The sequence below is a fragment of the Nocardioides carbamazepini genome, assembly GCF_024614185.1.
GTDB classification, from domain to species: domain Bacteria; phylum Actinomycetota; class Actinomycetes; order Propionibacteriales; family Nocardioidaceae; genus Nocardioides; species Nocardioides carbamazepini.
The window spans coordinates 784,905-805,183 of sequence record NZ_JAHTLF010000016.1 but is presented as its reverse complement, the minus strand read 5'-3'; the positions used below and the strand labels follow the sequence as shown (position 1 = coordinate 805,183).

23 protein-coding genes and 1 tRNA gene are annotated in these 20,279 nt (G+C 70.1%); 5 read left to right on the top strand and 19 right to left on the bottom strand.

Translation table 11 applies throughout. From position 1 onward, the window contains the following. Position 1: 1 nt before the first annotated feature. From KVF89_RS16460 to KVF89_RS16440, 5 genes are read right to left on the bottom strand one after another with little or no spacing between them, the layout of a single operon-like run. On the bottom strand, positions 2-1,636 hold the full coding sequence (locus tag KVF89_RS16460) for a CocE/NonD family hydrolase (protein ID WP_257427165.1): 1,635 nt from the start codon (positions 1,634-1,636) through the stop codon (positions 2-4). Then, positions 1,633-2,400, bottom strand: a complete 768-nt coding sequence (locus KVF89_RS16455) for an SDR family NAD(P)-dependent oxidoreductase (protein WP_257427164.1) — start codon at positions 2,398-2,400, stop codon at positions 1,633-1,635. Before KVF89_RS16455 ends, KVF89_RS16460 begins: the two co-directional genes overlap by 4 nt. Before the next feature lie 13 nt (positions 2,401-2,413). Beyond that, a complete protein-coding gene (locus KVF89_RS16450) occupies positions 2,414-3,232 on the bottom strand; it encodes an enoyl-CoA hydratase/isomerase family protein (protein ID WP_257427163.1) in 819 nt (272 codons plus the stop codon). Beyond that, entirely contained in the window at positions 3,229-3,963 is a 735-nt protein-coding gene (locus tag KVF89_RS16445; protein WP_257427161.1) for an SDR family NAD(P)-dependent oxidoreductase, read from the bottom strand. Before KVF89_RS16445 ends, KVF89_RS16450 begins: the two co-directional genes overlap by 4 nt. Continuing rightward, positions 3,960-4,940, bottom strand: a complete 981-nt coding sequence (locus KVF89_RS16440; RefSeq protein WP_257427159.1) for an amidohydrolase family protein — start codon at positions 4,938-4,940, stop codon at positions 3,960-3,962. Before KVF89_RS16440 ends, KVF89_RS16445 begins: the two co-directional genes overlap by 4 nt. 70 nt (positions 4,941-5,010) lie before the next feature. Between KVF89_RS16440 and KVF89_RS16435 the strand changes: the two genes are divergently transcribed. Beyond that, positions 5,011-5,658, top strand: a complete 648-nt coding sequence (locus tag KVF89_RS16435) for a TetR/AcrR family transcriptional regulator (protein ID WP_257427157.1) — start codon at positions 5,011-5,013, stop codon at positions 5,656-5,658. A gap of 272 nt (positions 5,659-5,930) precedes the next feature. Here KVF89_RS16435 and KVF89_RS16430 read toward each other — a convergent pair whose 3' ends face one another. Further along, complete coding sequence (locus tag KVF89_RS16430; protein WP_257427155.1) at positions 5,931-6,194, bottom strand: helix-turn-helix domain-containing protein; 264 nt, start codon at positions 6,192-6,194, stop codon at positions 5,931-5,933. Between the two features lie 104 nt (positions 6,195-6,298). On the opposite strand from KVF89_RS16430, the gene KVF89_RS16425 reads away from it, so the two are divergent. Together KVF89_RS16425 and KVF89_RS16420 are read left to right on the top strand one after the other, a co-directional pair. Continuing rightward, entirely contained in the window at positions 6,299-7,078 is a 780-nt protein-coding gene (locus KVF89_RS16425) for a hypothetical protein (protein WP_257427153.1), read from the top strand. Between the two features lie 125 nt (positions 7,079-7,203). After that, entirely contained in the window at positions 7,204-7,917 is a 714-nt protein-coding gene (locus KVF89_RS16420; RefSeq protein WP_257427151.1) for a hypothetical protein, read from the top strand. A 4-nt stretch (positions 7,918-7,921) separates the two neighbouring features. On the opposite strand, the gene KVF89_RS16415 is transcribed toward KVF89_RS16420, so the two are convergent. From KVF89_RS16415 to KVF89_RS16390, 6 genes are all read right to left on the bottom strand, one after another. Beyond that, on the bottom strand, positions 7,922-8,389 hold the full coding sequence (locus KVF89_RS16415) for a hypothetical protein (RefSeq protein ID WP_257427149.1): 468 nt from the start codon (positions 8,387-8,389) through the stop codon (positions 7,922-7,924). Next, positions 8,386-9,450: a hypothetical protein gene (locus KVF89_RS16410; protein ID WP_257427147.1), complete on the bottom strand. Its 1,065-nt coding sequence runs from the start codon at positions 9,448-9,450 to the stop codon at positions 8,386-8,388. The genes KVF89_RS16415 and KVF89_RS16410 overlap by 4 nt, the downstream gene beginning before the upstream one ends. Continuing rightward, on the bottom strand, positions 9,450-9,791 hold the full coding sequence (locus KVF89_RS16405; protein WP_257427145.1) for a hypothetical protein: 342 nt from the start codon (positions 9,789-9,791) through the stop codon (positions 9,450-9,452). The genes KVF89_RS16410 and KVF89_RS16405 overlap by 1 nt, the downstream gene beginning before the upstream one ends. Before the next feature lie 342 nt (positions 9,792-10,133). After that, positions 10,134-11,144: a hypothetical protein gene (locus tag KVF89_RS16400; protein WP_257427142.1), complete on the bottom strand. Its 1,011-nt coding sequence runs from the start codon at positions 11,142-11,144 to the stop codon at positions 10,134-10,136. Then, entirely contained in the window at positions 11,141-11,383 is a 243-nt protein-coding gene (locus tag KVF89_RS16395) for a hypothetical protein (protein ID WP_257427141.1), read from the bottom strand. Before KVF89_RS16395 ends, KVF89_RS16400 begins: the two co-directional genes overlap by 4 nt. Continuing rightward, on the bottom strand, positions 11,380-11,601 hold the full coding sequence (locus tag KVF89_RS16390) for a helix-turn-helix domain-containing protein (RefSeq protein ID WP_257427139.1): 222 nt from the start codon (positions 11,599-11,601) through the stop codon (positions 11,380-11,382). The genes KVF89_RS16395 and KVF89_RS16390 overlap by 4 nt, the downstream gene beginning before the upstream one ends. A 125-nt stretch (positions 11,602-11,726) precedes the next feature. On the opposite strand from KVF89_RS16390, the gene KVF89_RS16385 reads away from it, so the two are divergent. Further along, entirely contained in the window at positions 11,727-12,335 is a 609-nt protein-coding gene (locus KVF89_RS16385) for a hypothetical protein (RefSeq protein WP_257427137.1), read from the top strand. A gap of 71 nt (positions 12,336-12,406) precedes the next feature. Next, on the top strand, positions 12,407-13,597 hold the full coding sequence (locus tag KVF89_RS16380; protein ID WP_257427135.1) for a site-specific integrase: 1,191 nt from the start codon (positions 12,407-12,409) through the stop codon (positions 13,595-13,597). 117 nt (positions 13,598-13,714) lie between these two features. Here KVF89_RS16380 and KVF89_RS16375 read toward each other — a convergent pair. The 7 genes from KVF89_RS16375 to KVF89_RS16345 all read right to left on the bottom strand — a co-directional run bounded on the left by KVF89_RS16375 (position 13,715) and on the right by KVF89_RS16345 (position 20,192). Further along, positions 13,715-13,796, bottom strand: a tRNA-Gln gene (locus tag KVF89_RS16375). Positions 13,797-13,929: 133 nt separating this feature from the next. Next, positions 13,930-14,094, bottom strand: a complete 165-nt coding sequence (locus KVF89_RS16370) for a hypothetical protein (protein ID WP_257427133.1) — start codon at positions 14,092-14,094, stop codon at positions 13,930-13,932. Between the two features lie 29 nt (positions 14,095-14,123). Beyond that, positions 14,124-14,480 carry a hypothetical protein gene (locus KVF89_RS16365; protein ID WP_257427131.1) on the bottom strand — a complete coding sequence of 119 codons (357 nt, stop codon included), beginning with the start codon at positions 14,478-14,480 and terminating at the stop codon, positions 14,124-14,126. Between the two features lie 143 nt (positions 14,481-14,623). Further along, positions 14,624-16,126: a metallophosphoesterase gene (locus KVF89_RS16360; protein WP_257427129.1), complete on the bottom strand. Its 1,503-nt coding sequence runs from the start codon at positions 16,124-16,126 to the stop codon at positions 14,624-14,626. After that, positions 16,123-17,094 (bottom strand): 23S rRNA (guanosine(2251)-2'-O)-methyltransferase RlmB, encoded by a 972-nt coding sequence (gene rlmB / locus KVF89_RS16355; protein ID WP_257427128.1) that lies wholly within the window; start codon positions 17,092-17,094, stop codon positions 16,123-16,125. The genes KVF89_RS16360 and rlmB overlap by 4 nt, the downstream gene beginning before the upstream one ends. Next, positions 17,094-18,509, bottom strand: a complete 1,416-nt coding sequence (gene cysS / locus KVF89_RS16350; RefSeq protein WP_443690001.1) for a cysteine--tRNA ligase — start codon at positions 18,507-18,509, stop codon at positions 17,094-17,096. The genes rlmB and cysS overlap by 1 nt, the downstream gene beginning before the upstream one ends. Positions 18,510-18,572: 63 nt before the next feature. Then, on the bottom strand, positions 18,573-20,192 hold the full coding sequence (locus KVF89_RS16345; RefSeq protein WP_257427124.1) for a hypothetical protein: 1,620 nt from the start codon (positions 20,190-20,192) through the stop codon (positions 18,573-18,575). Between the last annotated feature and the right edge of the window lie 87 nt (positions 20,193-20,279).

Genomic DNA, 20,279 nt, shown 5'->3' with positions numbered 1-20,279 from the left:
GTCAGCGCCGTCCTTCCTGGGTGAGTACGTCGATGGAGAGCGTCGACTCCGCGAGATGGACGTCGACGGAGACGGTGCGGGCCTCGGCGGAGGTGCTCGAGGGCTCGCCGGTCTGGAGATTGCGGTCGAGGTGCGGGAAGGCGCTGCTCGTCACCAGCAGGCCGAGCCGGTGACCACGCCCGAAGCGCTGTGCCGTGTAGCCGAGGTCGACCCGCACCCGCGTCGGTGGGCCGTCGGCGGGGCGGCCGAGGGCATGGCTCAGCCGCACCACGCCCTCGGCCACGGGGTACACCCGGCCGTCGGGTCGGCGATCGACCAGGCGGACGACGAGGTCGGCGTCCGGCTGGTCCACCGAGACGGTCAGGTCCGCGTGCACGGCGCCCACGACGTCCAGCGGCTCCTCGAGCGCCGCGGTCAGATAGCTGAGGACGTCCGGACGGGCGAGCTGCCAGCGCAGGTCGATCGGGCCGGGCGTGGAGCGCCCGAGGTGGATCACCCGGCCACCGCGGCTCGGCACCGGATCGAGCGGGTCGTGGTCGTAGCTGTCGACGGCGTCCGCAGGTCCGGGTTCGTCCCCCAGCGTGCCCGCGTCCAGGTGGAGCAGGCGGGGCCGCGCGGCCCGCGGCGGCCAGGCGTCGGCCGTACGCCACTCGTCGGCCCCCATGAGGAAGTACCTGACCTCGTGCCGCGACTCGACCGCCGCGGGATCCTTGAAGAACGCCAGCTGCTGCGCCGCGAGGGTCGCCGCTCCGGCCGAGGCGACGATGCCGAAGTTGAGCTCACCGGTGTGATGCGGCAGCGGCCCGGTGTGTGCCCAGGGCCCCACGACCAGGCGGTGCGGCAGGTCGGGATGGGCGCGCACGGCGTCGCGGAAGGCGTCGATCGTGGCGGAGCTGAAGACGTCGAACCAGCCCGTCGTGACGAACACCGGCACCTCGATCGCCGCCGCCTCCCACTCGGGCGTGGTCGGCACCTGGCCGGCGAGCAGGGCCGGGACGTCGAGCGGGAAGCCCCGGAGCCGCGACAGCGGACCGGTCGACAGCGGCAGGGCCGTCAGGGCGGGCTCCGGGTCGAGGAGCAGCGCGTGCAGGGTGGCGACGGTCGCGGCATCGACGTCGTCCGGGTGCCGCCGCATCCAGTCCGCGGCCATGAAGAGCAGCCAGCTGACGACCTGCTCGAGGCGCATCGCACCGCCGAGCTCCCGCAGGTCACGGCTGCCCGAGGTGACCATCGCCGCGGCGACGCCGGCCAGGCTCGGCGGTCGCTGAGCGGCGCCGAGGAACGAGACGATGCCGCCGTACGACGTGCCGGCGAGGATCACGCGACCGTCGCACCACTCCTGCCGGGCGACCCACTCGACGGTGTCGTAGGCGTCGAGCGCCTCCTGGTCCCACATGATCGGCTCCCAGTCGCCCTGGGAGTCGAAGCGGCCCCGGGTGTCCTGGCAGACGGCGGCGAATCCGCCGTGGACGCAGTCGATCGGCCGCAGCACGTCCGAGGTGATCGCTCGACGTCCGTACGGCGTCCGGAAGAGCACCGCGGGACGCGGCTCACCGTGGTGCCACACGTCGGCCCTCAACGCGACGTCGTCGCGCATCGTCGTGTCGACGTCGCCGAGCCAGGACGCGGCGGTCATGCCGGACCTGCCGTCGCGAGCATCCCCAGGCCCATCTCGTTCCAGCCGGCGGTCGCGCCGCCGTCGACCGTGATCACCCCGCCGTTCATGTACGACGACTCGGGCAGCGCGGCGAAGACCGCGGCCCGGGCCTGCTCCTCCGGGCGGCTGAGCCGCCCGGCAGGCGTCGCCCTGAGGAACCCGTTGCGCGCCGGGCCGTCCTCCGGCCACAGCTCGTCGGCCATGGCCGTGTGCGTGGGTCCGGTGACCATCGCCACGGCGCGGATGCCCTGGGCCCCGTAGTCGACGGCCACCGACCGCGTCAGGCCGATCACCGCATGCTTGGCCATGTTGTAGACCGAGGACCTCGGGGTCGCACCGACGCCGCACATCGACGCGGTGAAGACGAAGACGCCGCCCCGCTCCCGCATGTGCGGCACCCCGGAGCGCACGAGATAGAAGTTCGCGTCGCAGCACACGCCCATCACCCGCCGATAGTCGTCATCGGAGATCGAGTGCGGCCGTCCCGGGATGCTGATCCCCGCGTTGCCGTGGACGACGTCGAGCCGGCCGTGCTCGGCCACGACGGCGCGCACCGCCGCGTCGACCGCGGCCGGGTCGGACACGTCGCAGGACCGGATCCCGGGACCGTCCCGCAGGTCCAGGCCCACCACGGTGGCGCCGGCCCGCTCGAAGAGCGTCACCGACGCGGCTCCGATGCCCGACGCCGCACCGGTGACGATCACGACGTGACCGTCGAAGCGACCGAAGATGTTCTCGCTCATGGCGTTCCTCCCTCTACTTCCCGACGAAGCGCGGACGGCGCTTCTCGATGAAGGCCGTGGCGCCCTCGAGCGCGTCGACGACCTCGGCGTTGTTGCGGATGTGGACGGCGTTCTGCAGGCGCAGCGCCTGTTGGACCGGCTGCCCGATCGTCTGCTCGCGCAGCTCCTTGAACAGGCCGATCGCCGCGGTCGGCGCGCTGGCGAGCCGCTGCGCCTCGGCGAGAGCGGCACCGGCGAGGTCCTCGGGCGGGACGACCTTCGTGAAGATGCCGAGGCGTTCGGCCTCGGTCGCATCGAGCAGCGCGCCGGACAGGTAGATCTCGGTGGCCCGCGCGACGCCGACCAGCCGCGACATCATCACGAGCCCGCCGGCCTGCGCGACGTTCATCAGCGCGCTGCCGAGGCGGGCGCGCGAGCTCGCGATCCGGACGTCCCCGGCGCAGGCCAGCTCGGCTCCGGCACCGGCCGCGTCGCCGTTGATCGCCATGATGACCGGGACGCGGCTGGTCACCAGCATCTCGATGATGCGCAGGTACATCGGGTCCGGCGTCGTACCGATCACCGGCGAGCGCGCGTACTCGCCGCGGAGGTGCTCCTCGACGGCGCCGAGGTCGTCGCCGGCGCAGAAGGACCGGCCCTCGCCCGTGATCACCACGACCCGCGTCTCGCGGTCGGCGAGCGCCCGCTCGAGGACGGCGTACAGCTCCTCGCCGAGCTCGCGGTCGATGGCGTTGCGCCGCTCCGGGCGGTTCAGGGCGATCCAGCGGACCCCCGGGTGCGGCTCGTGCGTGCGCAGCGTCGAGAGGGCGGAGTCGTCGTGCAAGGTGGTCATTGGCGGTTCATTCCTCCATCGATGAAAAGTGACTGGCCGGTGACGTAGCCGGCGTCGTCGCCGAGGAGCCAGCTGACGGCGCCGGCCACGTCGGCAGGACGTCCCAGACGTCGCAACGGCAGGGTTCGGGCGACCCGCTCGGCGAGGGCGCGCAGCTCGCCCTCGTCGAGCATCGGGGTGTCGATGAAGCCCGGGCAGATCGCGTTGGCCCGGACCCCTCGGGGCCCCAGCTCGACCGCCAGGGAACGGGTCAGCGTGAGCAGGCCGCCCTTGCTGGCGTCGTACGCCACCTGCCCGGCGAAGCCCGTCACCGCGATCGAGCACACGTTGACGACGGCGGGCGAGCGGCCGGCCGCCAGGAGGTCGGCGAGGTCGCGGGCCAGGCGGAACGGCGCCCGCAGGTTGATGTCGAAGACGGCGTCCCACCGTTCGTCGAGGTGGTCGGCCAGCGGCGCCCTCAGCTCGATCCCGGCGTTGTTGACGAGCGCGTCGACCCCGCCGAGCCGCTCGAGCCCCTGCCGTGCGACCTCCGTCGACGCGTGCGGGTCCCTCAGGTCGACACCGACGACGTGCAGTCCCGGCGAGCTCGGCCCCCGGTCCCGGCGTACGACGTCCGGGTGGTCGACGGCCAGCACCTGGGCGCCGTCGGCGAGCAGACGCGCGGTGACCGCGGTGCCGATGCCGCCCAGCGCGCCGGTGACGACCACGCGGCGCTGATCGAGCTGCCTCATCCGACCGTCTCCACGGCGCGGGCCAGCAGTCTCGCGGCATTGCCACGCAGCCATGCGTCGCGGACGTCGGGCGCGATCGGGAGGGCGGACACCGACTCGACGACCGCGGCCAGGCCCTGCGTGTGGGTCCAGCTCGTGGAGCCGAAGAGAACGCGGTCCCGCACCGATCGGGAGCCGTGGAGGAACAGCGGCTCCCAGCCGGACCCCGCGGCGGCCATCGTCCGCGGATGGTGGGAGGAGAACTCCAGGTAGACGTGGGGATGACGCTGCAGGAGCGCGACCGCCTCCAGGACCCAGGGCCATCCCCCATGTCCGAGCACCATGCGCAGGTGCGGATGGCGGACGGCCAGCGCGTCGATCACCTGCGGCCCGCTGATCGCCATGGGCGACGACGAGAAGTTCTGTCCGCTGTGGATCCAGACCGGCACGTCCCGCTCCGCGGCGGTCGACCACAGGCCGTCCAGCGCCGGGTCGCTGGGGTCCACGCCGTCCAGGAAGGGGATCACCGACAGCCCCGACATCCCGAGCTCGTCGATCGTCCGCACCGCCTCGGCGACCGCGGCCGCCGGATCGGCCAACGACACGCCGGCCCACGGGACGAAGCGATCGCTGAGCCGGGCGACGTCGGCGACGTGGTCGTTCATGGTGCCGCCGGCACAGGGCCACGGGCCGCCGTGGATCACCTGCACGATGTCGTGCTCCTCGAGCTCGGCCGCCCGCGCCTGCGGGTCGAAGGCGCGGGCCGCGACCTCGGCCAGATCCTCGATCGCCGCGGCCGGGTCCTCGGCCAAGGCGGCCAGGACGTCCCGGGACGAGCGGCCGGACATGGCGGCGAAGCGCCCCGCGAACACCTCGCCGTAGCGCGGGGCGGCGGTCAGCAGGGCGCCCAGGTAGGCACGCCACCCCTCGCGGCGCAGGACGACGTCGCACAGGTCGACGACCGCGGACCCCGGGGTGAAGGGCGTCACAGAATGCATGAACGTTTGTTTACCAGGTGCGACGAAGGTACGTCAACAAACGTTCATGCATTCGGGTAGGGTGGTGCCCGTGAGAACCGCCAAGACCGACGCGCGCCACACGGACACCGCCCAACGCGTACTCGACGTGGCCACGGAGCTGTTCTTCACGAACGGCTATCCCGCGACCTCGGTCCGCCAGATCATGCAGGCCTGCCACGTCACCGCCGGATCGCTGTACAACCACTTCGGGTCCAAGGAGGACGTCCTCTACGCGATCCTGATGCGCTCGCTCAACGACTCCGTCGCATCCCTCCAACAGGCCCTCCGGGGGGCGGACGACAACGCGACCACCCAGCTCCGGGCCCTGGTGGGAGCGATCTCGATCTTCCACTCGGAGCGCCAGCTCGAGGGCCTCGTCAGCCAGACCGAGTGGCGACACCTGCCGCCCGAGCGGGCCACGGACGTGCTCGAGCAGCAGAAGCGGATCCGCCGCCTCTTCGAGGAGTGCCTCGAACGCGGGATCGCCGACGGCGAGTTCACCCTCGCGGCCGTCGGCGCCGACACCGACATCACGGCGAAGTCGATCCTCGACCTGTGCATCAACGCCGGCAAGTGGTTCCGCCCCACCGGCCGGCTCGGCGCGGCGGACCTCGCGCGCCAGCACGTCGAGCTGGTCACCCAGATGGTCGGCGCCACGCCTCCGCGGACGACCTCGTCGCCGCAGCCGATGCCGTAGCTCCCCGGGTAGGAGTCGAACCTACGTCGCTTGTCCTGATTCAAAGATGAGAGCGCCCGTGCTGACGGGTGATCGGAGGTGCCGTCCAGTCCGCCCCTGAGCGCCGATCCACGGCCGACCGTGCCGCAGAGTGACGGCCCGTGCTGGGCCTTCTGTGAGAACCGCTGTGAGAGTCCCCCGGCTCCCCGGTTCCCCCGGAGGCGCGCTCGCGGGTAGCGCTAGGCGACCCGTCGGATGCGCCGGACCTCCGCCCATACGGACTGGTTGTTACCTCAAGGCGCCGACGGGTTAGCACGCGCGGGCAGTAGTTCTCCTGGCTCGACGCCGAGGCCATCCGCAAGTCGCACGATCTGATCCAGGGTGGGGTTGGCCTCCCCGCGTTCGATCCCGGACAGATAGCGACGACTCATGCCGATGGCGTGCGCCAGCGCCTCCTGGCTGACGCCGACACGTTCACGAATCGCGCGTAGGTCTTGCCCGAACGCCGCCCGGTAGTCAGTCAGCGGAGGCCGCGACTGCTTGCCCGGTGAACGCACAAGTTCAAGTTGTCGTCACACGCTCCACAAGACCACGCTATACATAGCACGACACCACTCGCACGGCTCGCCCTGAGCCGTCAAGCAGAGCCGGAGCACGACCGATGACGCCTCCCCCCAACGACGACGCCCGCCAGGACGTCTCCCGCCACATGGGCACCGTTGAGAACGGTCACGTACTGACCAGGGCCGGATGGGTCCCGCTGCGCCGGTTGCCCACAACGGCGAGGCCGCCCTACTACCCCGGCGACGTGAAGAACGGCCACGTCTTCACCGGCGAGGCATGGGCGCCTTTCACCGAATCAGCTCCAACGCCCCCCGCCCCAGCAGGCGCGAGCGGGAAGCGTGGTCGCGGCCTGCGCACTGGTGGTGCCATCGCGATCGGCGCCGTCACACTCATCGCCATCATCGTCGTGATCGGAACTCTCGCGAACCGACCTGTCGGACGAGAAGCCCAGGCAGACTTCGTCGCGGCTGTCCAAGCGGCACAATCGTCCGAGGCCGACAACGGAGCCCAAGTGAACCAAGCCAAGGTCTCCCTGGGAGACAAGTTGTGCGAGATCCTTCCGACCAGCCTGAAGGTGGAGGAATGGAAGGGCACAGTCGTCACCATCTCCGACACGCTCGGCGGCGACGACGCGATCTTGAAGATCGAACTCGCAAAGGGAATCGCGATCGAGGCCGACGCCGGACTCTTCGACACCGGGATCGAGGCCGGGTCCGATGTCTACGGGCAGGTAGCAGGGCTGTCCGAGGGGCAATCGGTGACGTTCAGTGGCGCGTTCCAGAAAGATGGGACCTACTGCATCTCGGAGAACTCGATCGTGGACAGCAACGGCCTACGGACACCGACGTTCGCCTTCAAGTTCTCGTCGGTCCAATAGCAGCGAGCGCCAGCTGTCCGACAACTAACTGACACTCCACATGTCCCCAAGTCACGGTCGATGGAAGCACCCTGTGTCCAGGAAACGAGAGACCGAGCGATTCGCCCACGGCTAACGTGCCCAGCATGCGCGTGGACCTGACGGACGACGACCTGATCGAGGCTGGCCGAACCCAGTTCTCTCTGCTGCTCGGCGCATGTGCACGATACGACGAGGGCGACGAGGCCGAGCACTTCAACATCGCGCTGCGCTTGCGCATCCTCCTGCATCACACCTCCGGGCGCACCAAGGCACTGCTGGAGCACTTCGGCGCACTGGATCAATCGTGGTGGGTCGCATCCGGGTCAGACGTGATGGACGGCGACCTGCTGCCCAAGACGTCCCTGCTCATGCTGGGCGCATTCGACGGCTCACCAGCGTGGACGCCTCGCTTCGATCAGTTCGGCGACTTGCCTCGTCTTCCGTGGCAGGTCCAGGTGAAGTACGTGACAAGGAATCGCCCTGTCCCTCGCCCAGGTGGCACAGGTCGGGGGTTCACAGACTGGTGGGATCAGACGGTCATTCGTGACGCGACGGGCGCACATTTCTCACGACGCAAACTCGTCAAGGCCGTTGCCGACATGGGCGGTGGTGCGCACGTCGACCGGTCAATCGACGGCGACCACCACTCGCTGACCCGACACAACGCGCTGCAGATCTACGTGGGTGAGGACAAGCCGAAGGCGTCCCCGGTACCCGCCAGCCTTCGTCAGATCGCGTGGGAGGTGCACGCGATGACGGCAGAGCATCTGCCGCACCTGCTACCCAGCGGTCACGTCCTCCCGACCCGCCAGACCTAGCGGGCTACGCGCCGAAGATGTCGCCTTCCTCCAACACCGGTGCGCCGGTGTCCAACACGAGTGCGACCCATGCCTCTAGTTCCTGCTCGGTAGGGGCGTGAACGACCACCTCGGCAGGGGCGTTCAGGCCGTCGAGTCGCATGGCTGCCTCCGCGATCCTGACCAGCGCGGTGATCGCGCCGGGACGCTGCTGGTGAGCGTCGATCATCCCCTGCCGCCAGACACGCTCCAGACGGTCACGCCAGAGCGAACGCAACTCCGTACGGTCGGGCTCGGGCAGCTCCTCGAAGACCTCCCTCACGAGCCTGATCACGTTGCTGCGGTCGCTGTATCCGAGTCGGGTCGCGACCTCCGACCAACTCAGACCGGCAGTCCGCATGCGCCATGCCTGCTCGGCTCGCTCCAGTGCGTCGGCCCGGACGCGACGCGAAGGCTCGGGCGGCTCGCGCTCGGGCAGGAGTCCGTCACTCATCGGTGCCCCCATCCCCAAGCCTGCGCCTCGGCCTGCTCGGCAGCCTGTCGCCGCGCCTGCTCGTCGGCCCTGCGCTGCTGGTCCTCGATTCGGTGGCGGGCCTGGGCAAGGCCGTGCTCGGTAGTGCCGGGCCGCTGCTCGGCGGGGATGTAGCCCCAGGACTCGACGTATCCGTCGCGGGCGGCGTCGGCAACCTCGGCGTAGAGACGGAACCCACCGGGGGCTCCCCTGCCCATGCTCGGCGTGCGCCCGACCATCGCGTCGTAGCCGATGCGCCGCTGACTGGTGTAGTCGGAGAGGTACATCGGCTCGACAGGACTGGAGCCGTAGCGCTCGTACATGTCTGTGCACAGACCACACAACGGGGCGGGCTGTCCGTCTGACCACTTGTGGCCGTGGCGGATCCATCCGATGGCCTCACGGACTCCGCACCAGGCGCACGGCCCATCGCTGCACCGGACCGGGTCGAGCCCGGCCTCCTTCCTCAGCCGGGGAAGGGCACTCACGGCCCGCTTGATCTCGCGCTTGTCGAGGTGAGCCCACGGACGCGGCACCCTGCCGGACTCGATCACCGGCTGCGAGGTAGGCAGGTTCTGGTATGCGGGCGCATCGACGGCGGAGGCGATGACCCGTGCGTCCTCACGGGTGATCGCGGCACCGAGGACGATCGGGGCAGCGGCGCAGAGACGGCTCGCGACACTGGACAGGCCGTGACACTCCGGGTGGATCGCGAACGGGGCGGAGTAGCGCATCGTCGCGGTGGAGACAGGCCCGCCACAGACCCCGCAGGGGGCGGTCTCGACTTCGCGGGCATCGCCCTTCCACTCACGCGGCGGATGGTCCTTCTCGATCTGGAGACGCTGCCCAGGTGTCAACGGGGTGTACTCCGCCCCGGTGATCGTGGGCTTGGCCGCCTTGGGCTTGGTGATCTTCCGCCTCGTCGGCTTCGTCCCGGTCGTGGGCTTCGTGGCCCTCGTCGGTCGCGGCATGGTTCCTCCTGTGGGTCTGGTGGGGATGACGCCGAACTTGTCGGGAGTCCATCCCCGGAAGTCGAGGTTCATCACTTCTCCTCCTGACAGGTCTGGTGGGTTCGGCCGAGCACGACGACCGTGGCGTTCTTCATCTCGTGGATGACTGCGACCTCGTCGGTGGGCGCCACCTCGGCGTGGCAGAACATGCACCTGCGCTCGGTCTTGTGACGCTCAGCCGCACAGGCTCCGCAGAGCACAGTCGGGTCAGGAGCGCAGACGAACCATGGGGCCGTGGAGTCCTTCCGCAGCGCCGCGCAGCCGATCAGTCGCGGTCGCGACCACCAGCCGGTCAACATCGCGGCCACCCTCGCATCAGGCGGCGTCGGCACGATGTCCAGCGCGTCGGCCAACGCCCACAACACCGAGTTCACGCGACCTCACCGCCCTCACCCTGAACGAGGATCTGAGCGCCGTTCTCGTTCTCGACGGCCTCGGACCTGCCGAACGATGCGAACGGGTCCCAGCCGCCCATGAAGCGCTGTCGGAAGACCGTGCAGGATGAGCAGGCCGAGCCGGGCGGCGTTGACCGACCGCAGCCTCCCGAGCATCGCCAGATGCTCACGCTGCACCGCCTCGGACAAGCCGAAGACTCGGCTCCGGCCTGACCTCCGGGAACCCTTCGGCATCCAGCGCGGCCTGAATGACCTGCATCGCCCGGACCACGGACTCACGCGGACCGGTGACCCGGATGTGCACCGGCTCGATCTTCCTGTTCACGCCGTTTCTCCCCTCACACCGATGGATCCCCGGTCCTCGCGCGCCGTCTCCAACTGGCACAGGTCGACGTCCTGACCGGCGGAGCGGTGGTCCTCGACATCGACCTCCGCGACGACGGACTCGTCCGTGGGCACTCCCTTTCGACGTGTGACGATCTCGTCGATCTTCATCAGCGCCTCGGCCTCGGTCTCGGTCCCTCGGCTGACTGCTCCTGCCACCGCCCAGGCTTCAAGCCACAGTGGCTCCGACGAATACGGCGTCAGTCCACGCGAGCGGGCGTACCCCAGGACTCGACCAGACTGCGCCGATGCCTCGTTGCTGGCCGCCTCGTCGCGCTCGTCCCTCCACTCCGCGACGACCTCGGGGAGGTTCCGCTCCGCCGCAGTTCGTAGCCACTTCTCCGGGAACTTCACCGCGTGCTTGGTGCGGATGTACGCGACGAACTCAGCGACGTCCTCGACAGGGAGCCCAGCCTTGACCAGCAGCTCCGACTCCGGGGACGTCCCCGCGTCGCGGCCCCGCGCGTCAGCGCCGGGTCCTCCTCCCTCGTCCCTCCTCGCGTTCGCGTTCGCGTCTGAGAAAGGAAGATGAGGAATCTCGGTGCTCTCGATGTTCTCGATTTGTAGGCCACCAGTGTCCGGAGTTCTGTCCGGAGTTCTGTCCGGAGTTCCCGTACTCAGGTCACTAGTGTCCGCAGTTGCGACAGGGATCCGGAGCCTCCACTCCGTGCCCCGAGCCGATGCACCGGCACCTCCACCGCGTCGGATCTGCTCGATCAGACCCGCGTCCCTCATTGCCCCAAGGTGACGCCGGACCGTGCGCTCGTCCTGGCCCGTCTCCCATGCCAGCGTCGATGCCATCGGTCGAGCCCGCTCCCCCGTGCCGTAGTCCGAGTAGTCCTGAAGCACGAACGCCGTCATCATCACGGCAGGCACCATCCCCGGCTGACCTGACCTGATCGCGGCGCGCACGGCCCGGAACCAGTCGAACGCGTTGAACGCGCTCACCGGAGCACCCGCCTCAACGTTGCGACCAGCGCCCCAGCAGTCGCCAGCAAGGCCGACCGCTCAGGCTCGTCCTCGTCGCGGGCGACCTCGACCAGAACAGCCGACCGCGACAGCACCTCATTGGCCTCGACCGGCGGCGTGAGCGCCCGAGCCACCTCGCGGTAGGTCTCAGCCAGCCCATCGAACTCGCAGTGCTCAGCGCGGTCGAGCCAGTGCTGAGGAGTCAGGACGCTGGTCACTGCTCGACCCCCAGCGCCGCCAGCAGCGTCGGGACACTCACGCGCACCGCGCCTCCGATGCGGACGACCCCCGGCATCTCGCCGTTCCGTGCGGCCTCGTACGCGGCCGACCTCCCCAAACCGAGGAGCCGAGCCGCACTCGGTCCGTCGTGGCTCCACACGGGCACGGTGGCCCTGTCTCGCACCTCGGAGAGCAGCCCGAACCGCTCGTCCCTCAACACCTGAGTCTCGTTCGCGCTCATCATCCCTGCGCTCTCCATCGTTCGTGCTCATCCGTGCGGCGGTCGCCGGACCCAGGTTCAAATATCCGGCACAGTTCACGGCGTGATGTATCGTTTATGACATGGGAACGGACAAGACAGCACGGGACCTCGCCCGATGGGCAGCAGACCTCGGCGCTCAGTGGGCACGTCGCGTGCAGGAGGGCCAGAGTTCCAACGGGTGGGAGAACCGCACCGTCGCTCGCCACACCGACCGCGACGGCAAGGACTGGGCCGTCATCGTCGACTGGGCGACGGACCGCAAAGGCAACGCCGTACCCGCCTCGGTCACCCTGACCTCGGTCGGCGGCACCCTTGGCGAACCGCGACCGGAGTGGGCGAACCCCGCCTCGGTCACCCGCGCTGTTGTCGAGTCTGTCCCATGGGGCACCGCAATCTGGGGCTCACGCGAGGCCGCCAAGCGCATCGGCCAGCGACAGGGTCAGCCCGCCAAGCGATACACGGCCCCCGATGGGCCTGCCGCCGAGCAGCACGATCGACTCCTTCGCCACGTCGCCGACATCTACAGGTCTGTCAAAGGCAGCCGGAACCCGTTCGCTGCTCGCGATGTCTGGACTGTCCTAGGCACCGAGGGCGTCACCTCCAGGGGCGGCGGAGCCCTCACCCGTACCCGCGTTCGGACCTGGCTCCAGCAGGCACGCGAGCGCGGATACATCAGCCCCGATGACTGACCTCCGATGACCCCCAACTGACCCACACCCAGACCCCGGCACCCAAGCCGGGCAACGAGAGGAGAACAGCAATGGCAAGGATCACCAGACCCAGAGAGGACGAGCCGATCAGGCTCGTGTTCGACAAGCAGGGGCGACCCCGCTTCCGGGTGACCTTGGACGTGGCCCCGAAGGGCGCGCCCCGCAAGCAGATCACCGCCACCCGCGACAGCCTCGCGGCGGCGCGGACGTTCGTCACCGAGACCCGTGCCCGGCTTGCCGAGGGTGACTACACCCAGCCGAGCAAGGTCACGTTGGAGACGCTTGCTACCGACTGGCTCGCCAGCAAGCGGGACGTTCGCGAGGTCACTCGCTCCGGGTACGCCGACGCCCTTGCCCCGGTGCTCGACAGGCTCGGCAGGCGGGCAGCGCAGAGCATCACCCGTCGCGACGTTGAGGGCATCATGGAGGCACTGGCGACCGAGGGAGGGCGCAGGGGTCGGCCGCTGTCTCACCGATCGCTGGTGTACGCGCTGGGGAGCCTGCGGCAGTGTCTCCAGTACGGCGTGAGCACAGACGTGCTGCGGCGCAACGTCGCCGCCGATGTTAAGCCGCGCCGCAAGCGGAAGGGCGACAGCGCTCCGGTTCAGATCTGGGAGCCCGGGCAGTTGCTCGCGTTCCGCTCCCACGTCACCTCCACCTGCGACGACTGGGCACACGCCGCGTTCATGCTGGCCACGTGCGGGCTACGCCGCAGTGAGGTGCTGGGGCTTCGTTGGTCGTCGGTTGACCTCGACGCTGGCACCGTCTTGGTGGAGTCGAGCCGGGTCAAGATTGGCCGGGGAGGCGCAACGTCCCTCGACGACACCAAGAGCGACGCGAGCACCAGGACGGTCGCGGCGGAGGTCATGGCCCCGGGCACCGTGGCAGCGCTCCGCAGCCTGCGAGCCCGGCAGGCTGCCGACCGACTGAAGGTGGGCGCGGCGTACGAGGACACCGGACTCGTGATCGTGAACGCGCTGGGCCAGGGCATCCACCCTGAGACCTACGCGCTGCGGTGGCGCAGCCTGCGCACGACCAGCGGCCTGCCCGTGATCCGCCTACACGCGCTGCGGCACTCGCTGGCGACGCTCATGCACCGCGCTGGGGTAGCCCCGGCCGACGCTGCCGCCGTCCTTGGGCACACCGTCGCGACGCACCTCGCGTTCTACGTGAAGCCCAGTGAGAGCGGGGCCGCGAGCGCCGCCGCTGCCGTCGGAGAGGTGTTCGCCGCAGCCCGCTGAGCGGGGCAGCAGCGTGCATCGCGTGAGAATCCCGTGAGACTGCGAGTGTGAGTGTGGCCGTGATGATTCGTACTCACCACGGCCACACGCTCGCTGACCTGCGGATACTCCGCTGTCTGGCTCCCCGGGTAGGAGTCGAACCTACGTCGCTTGTCCTGATTCAAAGTCAGGCGGGCCCTGCCGGCAGACCAACCGGGGATCGTGGAGAACAGCCTAGGGCCCGCCTGGCGGGGCAGCACCTCGGGCCGTTCCCCGTCGCACCTGACGAACGGGTCGCGCTCGGCGCCAGCTCACAGCCCGTTCGTCAGGTGCGTTGGGAGGAACGACGCGGCTCAGGCGGCCGGGCCGAGGCAGAGCAGCGTCTTGCGGGTCACGTTCTCCAGCGGCTGGGAGCCGTTCGCGCACTTCTCGCCCGCCTTGCCGACCGAGACGATCTTGACGATCGACGTGTTGGTCGCGCCCTCCGTGCAGGCGACCTTCGTCGCCGGGGTCGACATGCTGCCGGGGCCAGGTCAGCTATTTACATCTACGCGACTCCCACTTTCCATTCAGTGCAGTCGATCACTGTCTTTGACCCAAATTCTCCGATGCACGCCTTGATGAATACATCCGCACCCTCTGGAATCTCGGGACGCGAGATCGTAACGCTGTCTCCGGCACCGCCGCTTGCCCAGAGCAGTTTCGGATCACCAAGGTTGCCCGCCTTCCACTTCGTCACAGCCGAGTGTCCATCGACGCACATGTCGGTTGCCGTCACCTTGTCACCAGACTGCTCGAAGTACGCCCACGCTTCGTAGTTCGCGCCTGTGCAGTTTCCTTGAAAACTTTGGTACTTGGCGAACTGACTGGTCCCAGCGAAAGAGGCAGCAGGAGTCAAGATCACCAGACTGAGGGTGATAGCACCAAGGCCTGTGATCCTGCGGCCAATTCGCGAAATGGTAGAGGTAAACATAAAAGCAAGTTACCAAGGGATCCACTGCGCCACAACATTTTTCAAGGTATTTATGTTGGCGCACCGACGAGGTGTCAGTAGGTGAGCTCCGCCCACGGGTCGACCTCGTAGCGGCCGTTGGGCTGCAGCGTGACCGACTGGATACCGACCGGCCGGCCGTCGCGGTAGGTCACCAGGCCGATGCTGGCCGGACGGCGCAGCTTGCTGCCGATGGCGATCGCGTACGCCGCGCCGCCCGTCGTCCCGAGGGTGTAGGTGTAGCCGACCCGGCCGTCCTCAGCGGTGACCTCCGTGGGCCCGGTCTGCACGTGGACGTGACCGCCGAGCACGAGGTCGACGCAGCCGCGGGCCAGAGCGGGCTTGGCGATATTGGCATCGTGGACGAGCAGCGTGCCGACCCGGTCGCCGTCCTCGTCGGCGGCGCAGGCGGCATCGGCCAGCAGCTCGGCCACCTCACCGAAGCTGAGACCGGTCTGCTCGCGCCAGTCCCCCAGCCCGCTGGAGCGCGGGTCGTCGATCCCGAGGATCCGCGAGTCGCCGGGCCCGTCGATCACCTCGTCGTCGAAGTAGGTCCAGCCGAGGTCCTCGAGGTGCGAGCGCACGAAGCCGCCGCTGTCGTGGTTGCCGGCGACGGCCCACCGGCCGTCGAAGTCCTCGAAGGTGGCGGCCAGCGAGTCGAGGGAGAACGCCTCCCACCGACTGCCGGTCGAGGTGTCGTCACCGGCGTCGTACACGGCCGTGGCGCCACCGGCATCGGCGATCGCCCGGGCGACCTTGTCCATGCCGACGTTGTCGTGCCGGTCGGAGACGAGGAGGACGACCGTCTCCCCCTCCTCCGGCTGGCGCAGCTCGAGCGCGGCGGCGTTGTCCGCGGCCTGGGAGTAGAACTCGACGCTCTTCTGGTAGCTGCTGATCCCGCTCTCGATAAGGCGCCGGGACTGGGCGGTCGTCGCGTCGGACATCACCTCGACGTCGGCAGCCTCGGCGGGCAACGGCACCTCGGGGCCGAGGAAGTCGTGCAGCGCCGTCCAGTGCTCGGCCGGCGGGTCGGTGCGACCCCAGCCGTAGGGGATGACCGCCACGACGACCAGCACGACCACGAGGCCCGACACGGCGATGCCGCCGCGGGTGCGCAGCCCGGCGTAGAGCTCCCGCCGTCGAGTGGGCCCGACGGCGGCCCACACGAGCAGGGGGACGCCTCCCAGCACGGCACCCTGCACGGCAGCGGCGAGCGCCATCGCGACGACCGTCCGCTCGGCGACCGCGATCTGTCCCTCCGGCTGGGAGGCGATCGCGGCGTACCGGCCGGTCAGCTCCTCGAGCGTGGCGGCGTCGGTCTTCCCGAGCTCGACCTCCACGCCGACCCAGGTGCCCGACGGGATCCGGAGATCGGGCAGCACCGGTCCCATCCGGGCGACGACCTCGCCGGAGAAGTCGGGGCTGAGCGTCGCCTCGTGGCTGGCGATCTCGACGGTCCGCTCGCTGTTGACGAAGATCGCGGCCGCGATCGCGACCGACAGCACCGCCCAGGCCCCGGCATGGGCCAGGACCGCGAGGAGACGGCGGGTCGAGATCACGTGTCGGCGCGGGCCTCCGCGACGGCGTACAGGGCCACCGACGCGGCGACGCCGGCGTTGAGCGACTCCAGTACGCCGGCCATCGGGATCGACATCAGGCGGTCGCAGGTCTCGGCGACCAGCCGGGAGAGGCCCTCGCCCTCGGAGCCGACGACCAGCACGAGGGGTCCACCGACCAGGTCGGCGTCCGCCACGAGCTCGGGCAGCGTGAGGTCGCCGTCGGCAGCGAGACCGACGACGAAGCAGCCGGCCTCCTGGAAGGCCTTGATCTGCCGGGTCAGGTTGACCGTCTGCGCGACCGGGCAGCGCGCGGCCGCACCGGCCGAGGTCTTCCAGGCGGCGGCGGTCATCGAGGCCGCGCGACGCTCGGGGATGACGACGCCGTGCGCGCCGAAGCCGGCGGCACTGCGGACGATCGCGCCGAGGTTGCGCGGGTCGGTGATCGAGTCGAGCATCACGACGAGCGGCTTCTGGCCGATCTCGTCGGCGGCGTCGAGCAGGTCGTCCGGGTGGGCGTACTCGTACGCCGGGATCCGGGCGGCGAGCCCCTGGTGGACGGCACCGTCGGTGAGCCGGTCGAGCTCGCCGCGGCTGACCTCGAGCAGGCCGATGCCGTGCTCGGCCGCGATGCGGAACACCTCACGCAGCCGGCCGTCGCGCTCGGCACCCTCGGCGACGTAGACCGACGTGACGGGCACCCGCTCGCGCAGCGCCTCGACCACCGAGTTGCGTCCGGCGATCCACTCGTCGCCGCCGGTCTTGCGGCGTGGCCCACGGCCCGCGGCGCCGCGCTTCTCGGCGCGCTTCTTGGCCTCGGCGACCTTGTGCGCCTTGTGGTACTCGCGCTCCGTCGCCTTCGGCGTCGGCCCCCGGCCCTCGAGGCCACGGCGGACCTTGCCGCCGGAGCCGACGCTCGGCTTCTTGCTCGACTTGCGGATCGCGCCCTTGCGACTCGAGTTTCCGGCCATCAGTTGATACTCCAGGTGGGTCCGTCGGGGGTGTCGGTGACCTCGATGCCGGCCGCCTTGATCCGGTCGCGGATCGCGTCGGCACGGGCCCAGTCCTTGTCGGCGCGGGCCTGCGTGCGCTCGTCCAGCAGCCCGGCGACCAGAGCGTCGACCGCGGCGGTGAGCCGCTCCTCGGTCCCGGAGGCGCCGGCGCCGGCCCAGGCCGGGTCGGCCGGGTGGACACCGAGGACGTCGAGCATGGCGGCGACCGCGCCCGCGGTGGCCACGACCGCGCCAGCGTCGTCACCGGCGGCGAGCTGGCGGTTGCCCTCGCGCACGGTGTCGTAGAGGACGGCCACCGCTGCCGGCGTACCGAGGTCGTCGTCCATCGCGGCGGCGAACGCCTGCGGCAGCGCGCCGGCCTCCGGGCCACCGGCCCGGTCGAGGAAGGAGACGATCCGCTGGTAGCCCGCGGCCGCCTCGTCGAGTGCCTCGAAGCTGAACTCGACATGGGAGCGGTAGTGCGCGGCGACCATGTAGAACCGCAGCTCCGCGCCGCTCACCCGCTGCAGCACCGCCGGGATGCTGAGCGTGTTGCCGAGCGACTTGCTCATCTTCTCGCCGGCGGTGGTGATCCAGGCGTTGTGCATCCAGTACGACGCGAAGGCGCCGCCGGCCGCACGCGACTGGGCCTGTTCGTTCTCGTGGTGGGGGAAGCGCAGGTCGACGCCGCCGCCGTGGATGTCGAAGGCCTCGCCGAGGTACTTGCCGGCCATCGCCGAGCACTCGATGTGCCAGCCCGGGCGGCCGCGGCCCCACGGGCTGGGCCAGGACGCGGTCTCCGGCTCGGAGTTCTTGCGGCCCTTCCAGAGCGCGAAGTCACGGGGGTCGCGCTTGCGCTCCGCCATTTCCTGGGGAGTCGCGTCGGCGGCCGGCTCCATGTCGTCGACGCCCTGGTGGGTCAGCTCGCCGTACTGGGCCCACGAGCGGACGTCGAAGTAGACGTCACCGCTGGCGTCGGCCGCGGGGTAGGCGTGGCCGCGCTCGATCAGCCGCTCGATCAGCTCGACCATCTCCGGGATGTGCCCGGTCGCGGCCGGCTCGTACGTCGGCGGGGCGACGTTGAGCGCGGCGTACGCCTTGTCGAGCTCGATCTTCATCGCGTAGGCGAGGTTGTACCAGGGCCGGCCCTGGTCGGCCGACTTCGCCAGGATCTTGTCGTCGATGTCGGTGATGTTGCGGATGAACGTGACCTCGTAGCCGCGGTGGCGCAGCCAGCGCTGGAGCACGTCGAAGTTCACCGCCGAGCGGACGTGACCCACGTGGGGCTCGCTCTGGACCGTCAGGCCACATACGTACAGCCCCGCCTTGCCCTCGCGCAGGGGCACGAAGTCACGCACTTCGCGGGTCGCGGTGTCGTACAGCCGGATGGTCACGGCGCCCAGTCTAGGGATCCGCGCGGGTCCGGCAGGCATTGTCGCCGGACCCGCGCGCGGGGCTCAGCGCTTGACCCGCTTCGCCTTCGAGGTAACGGTCGCCGGCAGGTACGACGCCTTGGTCGCCGTGACGACGACGGTGATCCGCTTGCCGCGGTCCTTGGCCGTCGGCTTGTACGACGCCTTGGCGGCCGCCTTGGCCGGCTTGATGGCCTCGCCGTTGCGGAACCACCGATAGCTCAGGGTGACACCGTCCCAACCGGTCACCTTCGCCTTGAGCTTGGCGCCGACCTTGGCACCGCCCTTGACCTTGACCTGGCCCGCCGGCAGCACACCCTGGACGACCTCGGAGGTGGCCGAGGTGCGGAGGAAGCCGCTCCACCAGCCCGGGCGGGCCACCGTCGCGGCGACCGAGATCCGGCTCCCGACGTCGGCGGGCTGCAGCTGGTAGCTCGAGGTGGTCGCCCCGGGGACGGGAGCACCGCCGCGCAGCCACTGGTACGTCGTGGTCGCCGCCGGGTCGGCGGTGAGGCCGCTCGGCGCGGTGAGGGTGGCGCCGACCGCGGTCGCACCGGACACCGGGGTGGTGGCGACGGTCGGCTGCGCCTTGAGGGGAAGCGGCTGCGGCGGGCGGACGCCCTGGACCTGGCGCACGGCCCGGCCGTCCATCCGGCTGCCGTCGATGAAGTTGCCGCCGCCGTCGTTGAGGTACACCATCACCCTCGCCTCGACGTTGGCACCGGCCATCGCCGCGGTCACGGGGAAGGTGGCGCTGGTCGTGCTGGACCGGGTGAAGCCGACCTGGGGTACGCCGTCGACGTACCAGCTGATCTCGCTGTAGTAGCTGCCGGCGGGCGGGCCGAAGCTCGCCGTCAACGTCTGTCCGGGCGCGGCCGTGCCCGTGAGCTTCAGGGCCGACGAGAGCTGGGCGTGCGCCGAGCCGACGATATTGCCCTCCGACCGGAGGACGGCGGTCTTGTAGCCGGCCAAGGTGCCGGTCACGTCGACCATCACACGCTTGCCGGCGTCGGCGGAGGTGGGGGTGTACGTCGACGCCGTGGCGCCCGCGATCTTCTCGAGGGTGGTGTTGGTGGCCCATCGGTACCACTGGTAGGTCCGGTTGGCAGTGGTCGGTCGCCATCCTTCGAGCCCGACGGCGGTGAGCGGCTTGCCCACCTCGTAGGCACCGACGACGAACGGCTCGACGGGCGCCATCCCGAGGCCGACGGTGGGCAGGGTCAGCGTGAACGTCGTGGGCCCGTCCGTCGCCGTCCAGTCGCTCGCCGTCTCCACCGACGTCGACACGGTCGCGTCGGAGCGCCAGCAGGTGTCCCGGTGCCGGACGTCGGGCGTCCACTCCCCGCCGTCGCCGAAGCCGTAGAAGGTGTCGCTGAAGCAGATGCGGTACTTGGTGCCGATGTTCAGGCCGACGTCCCCGCCGGTGAAGCTGAAGCGACCGTTCGCGTCGGTGAGCTTCGGACCGAACTGCAGACCGGTCCACCGACCGCCCTGGAGGCTGTAGATGTCCCAGTAGACGCCCTCCAACGGCTTGCCCTGGTCGTCGACGGCGACGCCCACGACGGTCGGCCGGGCGGAGGCGGGGCCGGCGGACAGCGGCACCATCGCGAGGGCGAGGAGGGCGGCGGAGAGGAGTGGGACGAGCAGGCGAAGGGGTCTGGGCACGAGCGCCACCCTTCCCGGGGGGCATGGGGCGAAACGGATCTGCCGCGGGTGTGACGCACCCCTCGACGGTGTGACGCAAGTGACGGA

Coding starts and splice junctions, on each gene's coding strand:
- KVF89_RS16415 (WP_257427149.1), bottom strand. CDS start 8,389: ATGAGTGACGGACTCCTGCCCGAGCGCGAGCCGCCCGAGCCTTCGCGT.
- KVF89_RS16410 (WP_257427147.1), bottom strand. CDS start 9,450: ATGAACCTCGACTTCCGGGGATGGACTCCCGACAAGTTCGGCGTCATC.
- KVF89_RS16425 (WP_257427153.1), top strand. CDS start 6,299: ATGACGCCTCCCCCCAACGACGACGCCCGCCAGGACGTCTCCCGCCAC.
- KVF89_RS16370 (WP_257427133.1), bottom strand. CDS start 14,094: ATGTCGACCCCGGCGACGAAGGTCGCCTGCACGGAGGGCGCGACCAAC.
- KVF89_RS16380 (WP_257427135.1), top strand. CDS start 12,407: ATGGCAAGGATCACCAGACCCAGAGAGGACGAGCCGATCAGGCTCGTG.
- KVF89_RS16455 (WP_257427164.1), bottom strand. CDS start 2,400: ATGAGCGAGAACATCTTCGGTCGCTTCGACGGTCACGTCGTGATCGTC.
- KVF89_RS16450 (WP_257427163.1), bottom strand. CDS start 3,232: ATGACCACCTTGCACGACGACTCCGCCCTCTCGACGCTGCGCACGCAC.
- KVF89_RS16385 (WP_257427137.1), top strand. CDS start 11,727: ATGGGAACGGACAAGACAGCACGGGACCTCGCCCGATGGGCAGCAGAC.
- KVF89_RS16460 (WP_257427165.1), bottom strand. CDS start 1,636: ATGACCGCCGCGTCCTGGCTCGGCGACGTCGACACGACGATGCGCGAC.
- KVF89_RS16420 (WP_257427151.1), top strand. CDS start 7,204: ATGCGCGTGGACCTGACGGACGACGACCTGATCGAGGCTGGCCGAACC.
- KVF89_RS16440 (WP_257427159.1), bottom strand. CDS start 4,940: ATGCATTCTGTGACGCCCTTCACCCCGGGGTCCGCGGTCGTCGACCTG.
- rlmB (WP_257427128.1), bottom strand. CDS start 17,094: ATGGCCGGAAACTCGAGTCGCAAGGGCGCGATCCGCAAGTCGAGCAAG.
- KVF89_RS16445 (WP_257427161.1), bottom strand. CDS start 3,963: ATGAGGCAGCTCGATCAGCGCCGCGTGGTCGTCACCGGCGCGCTGGGC.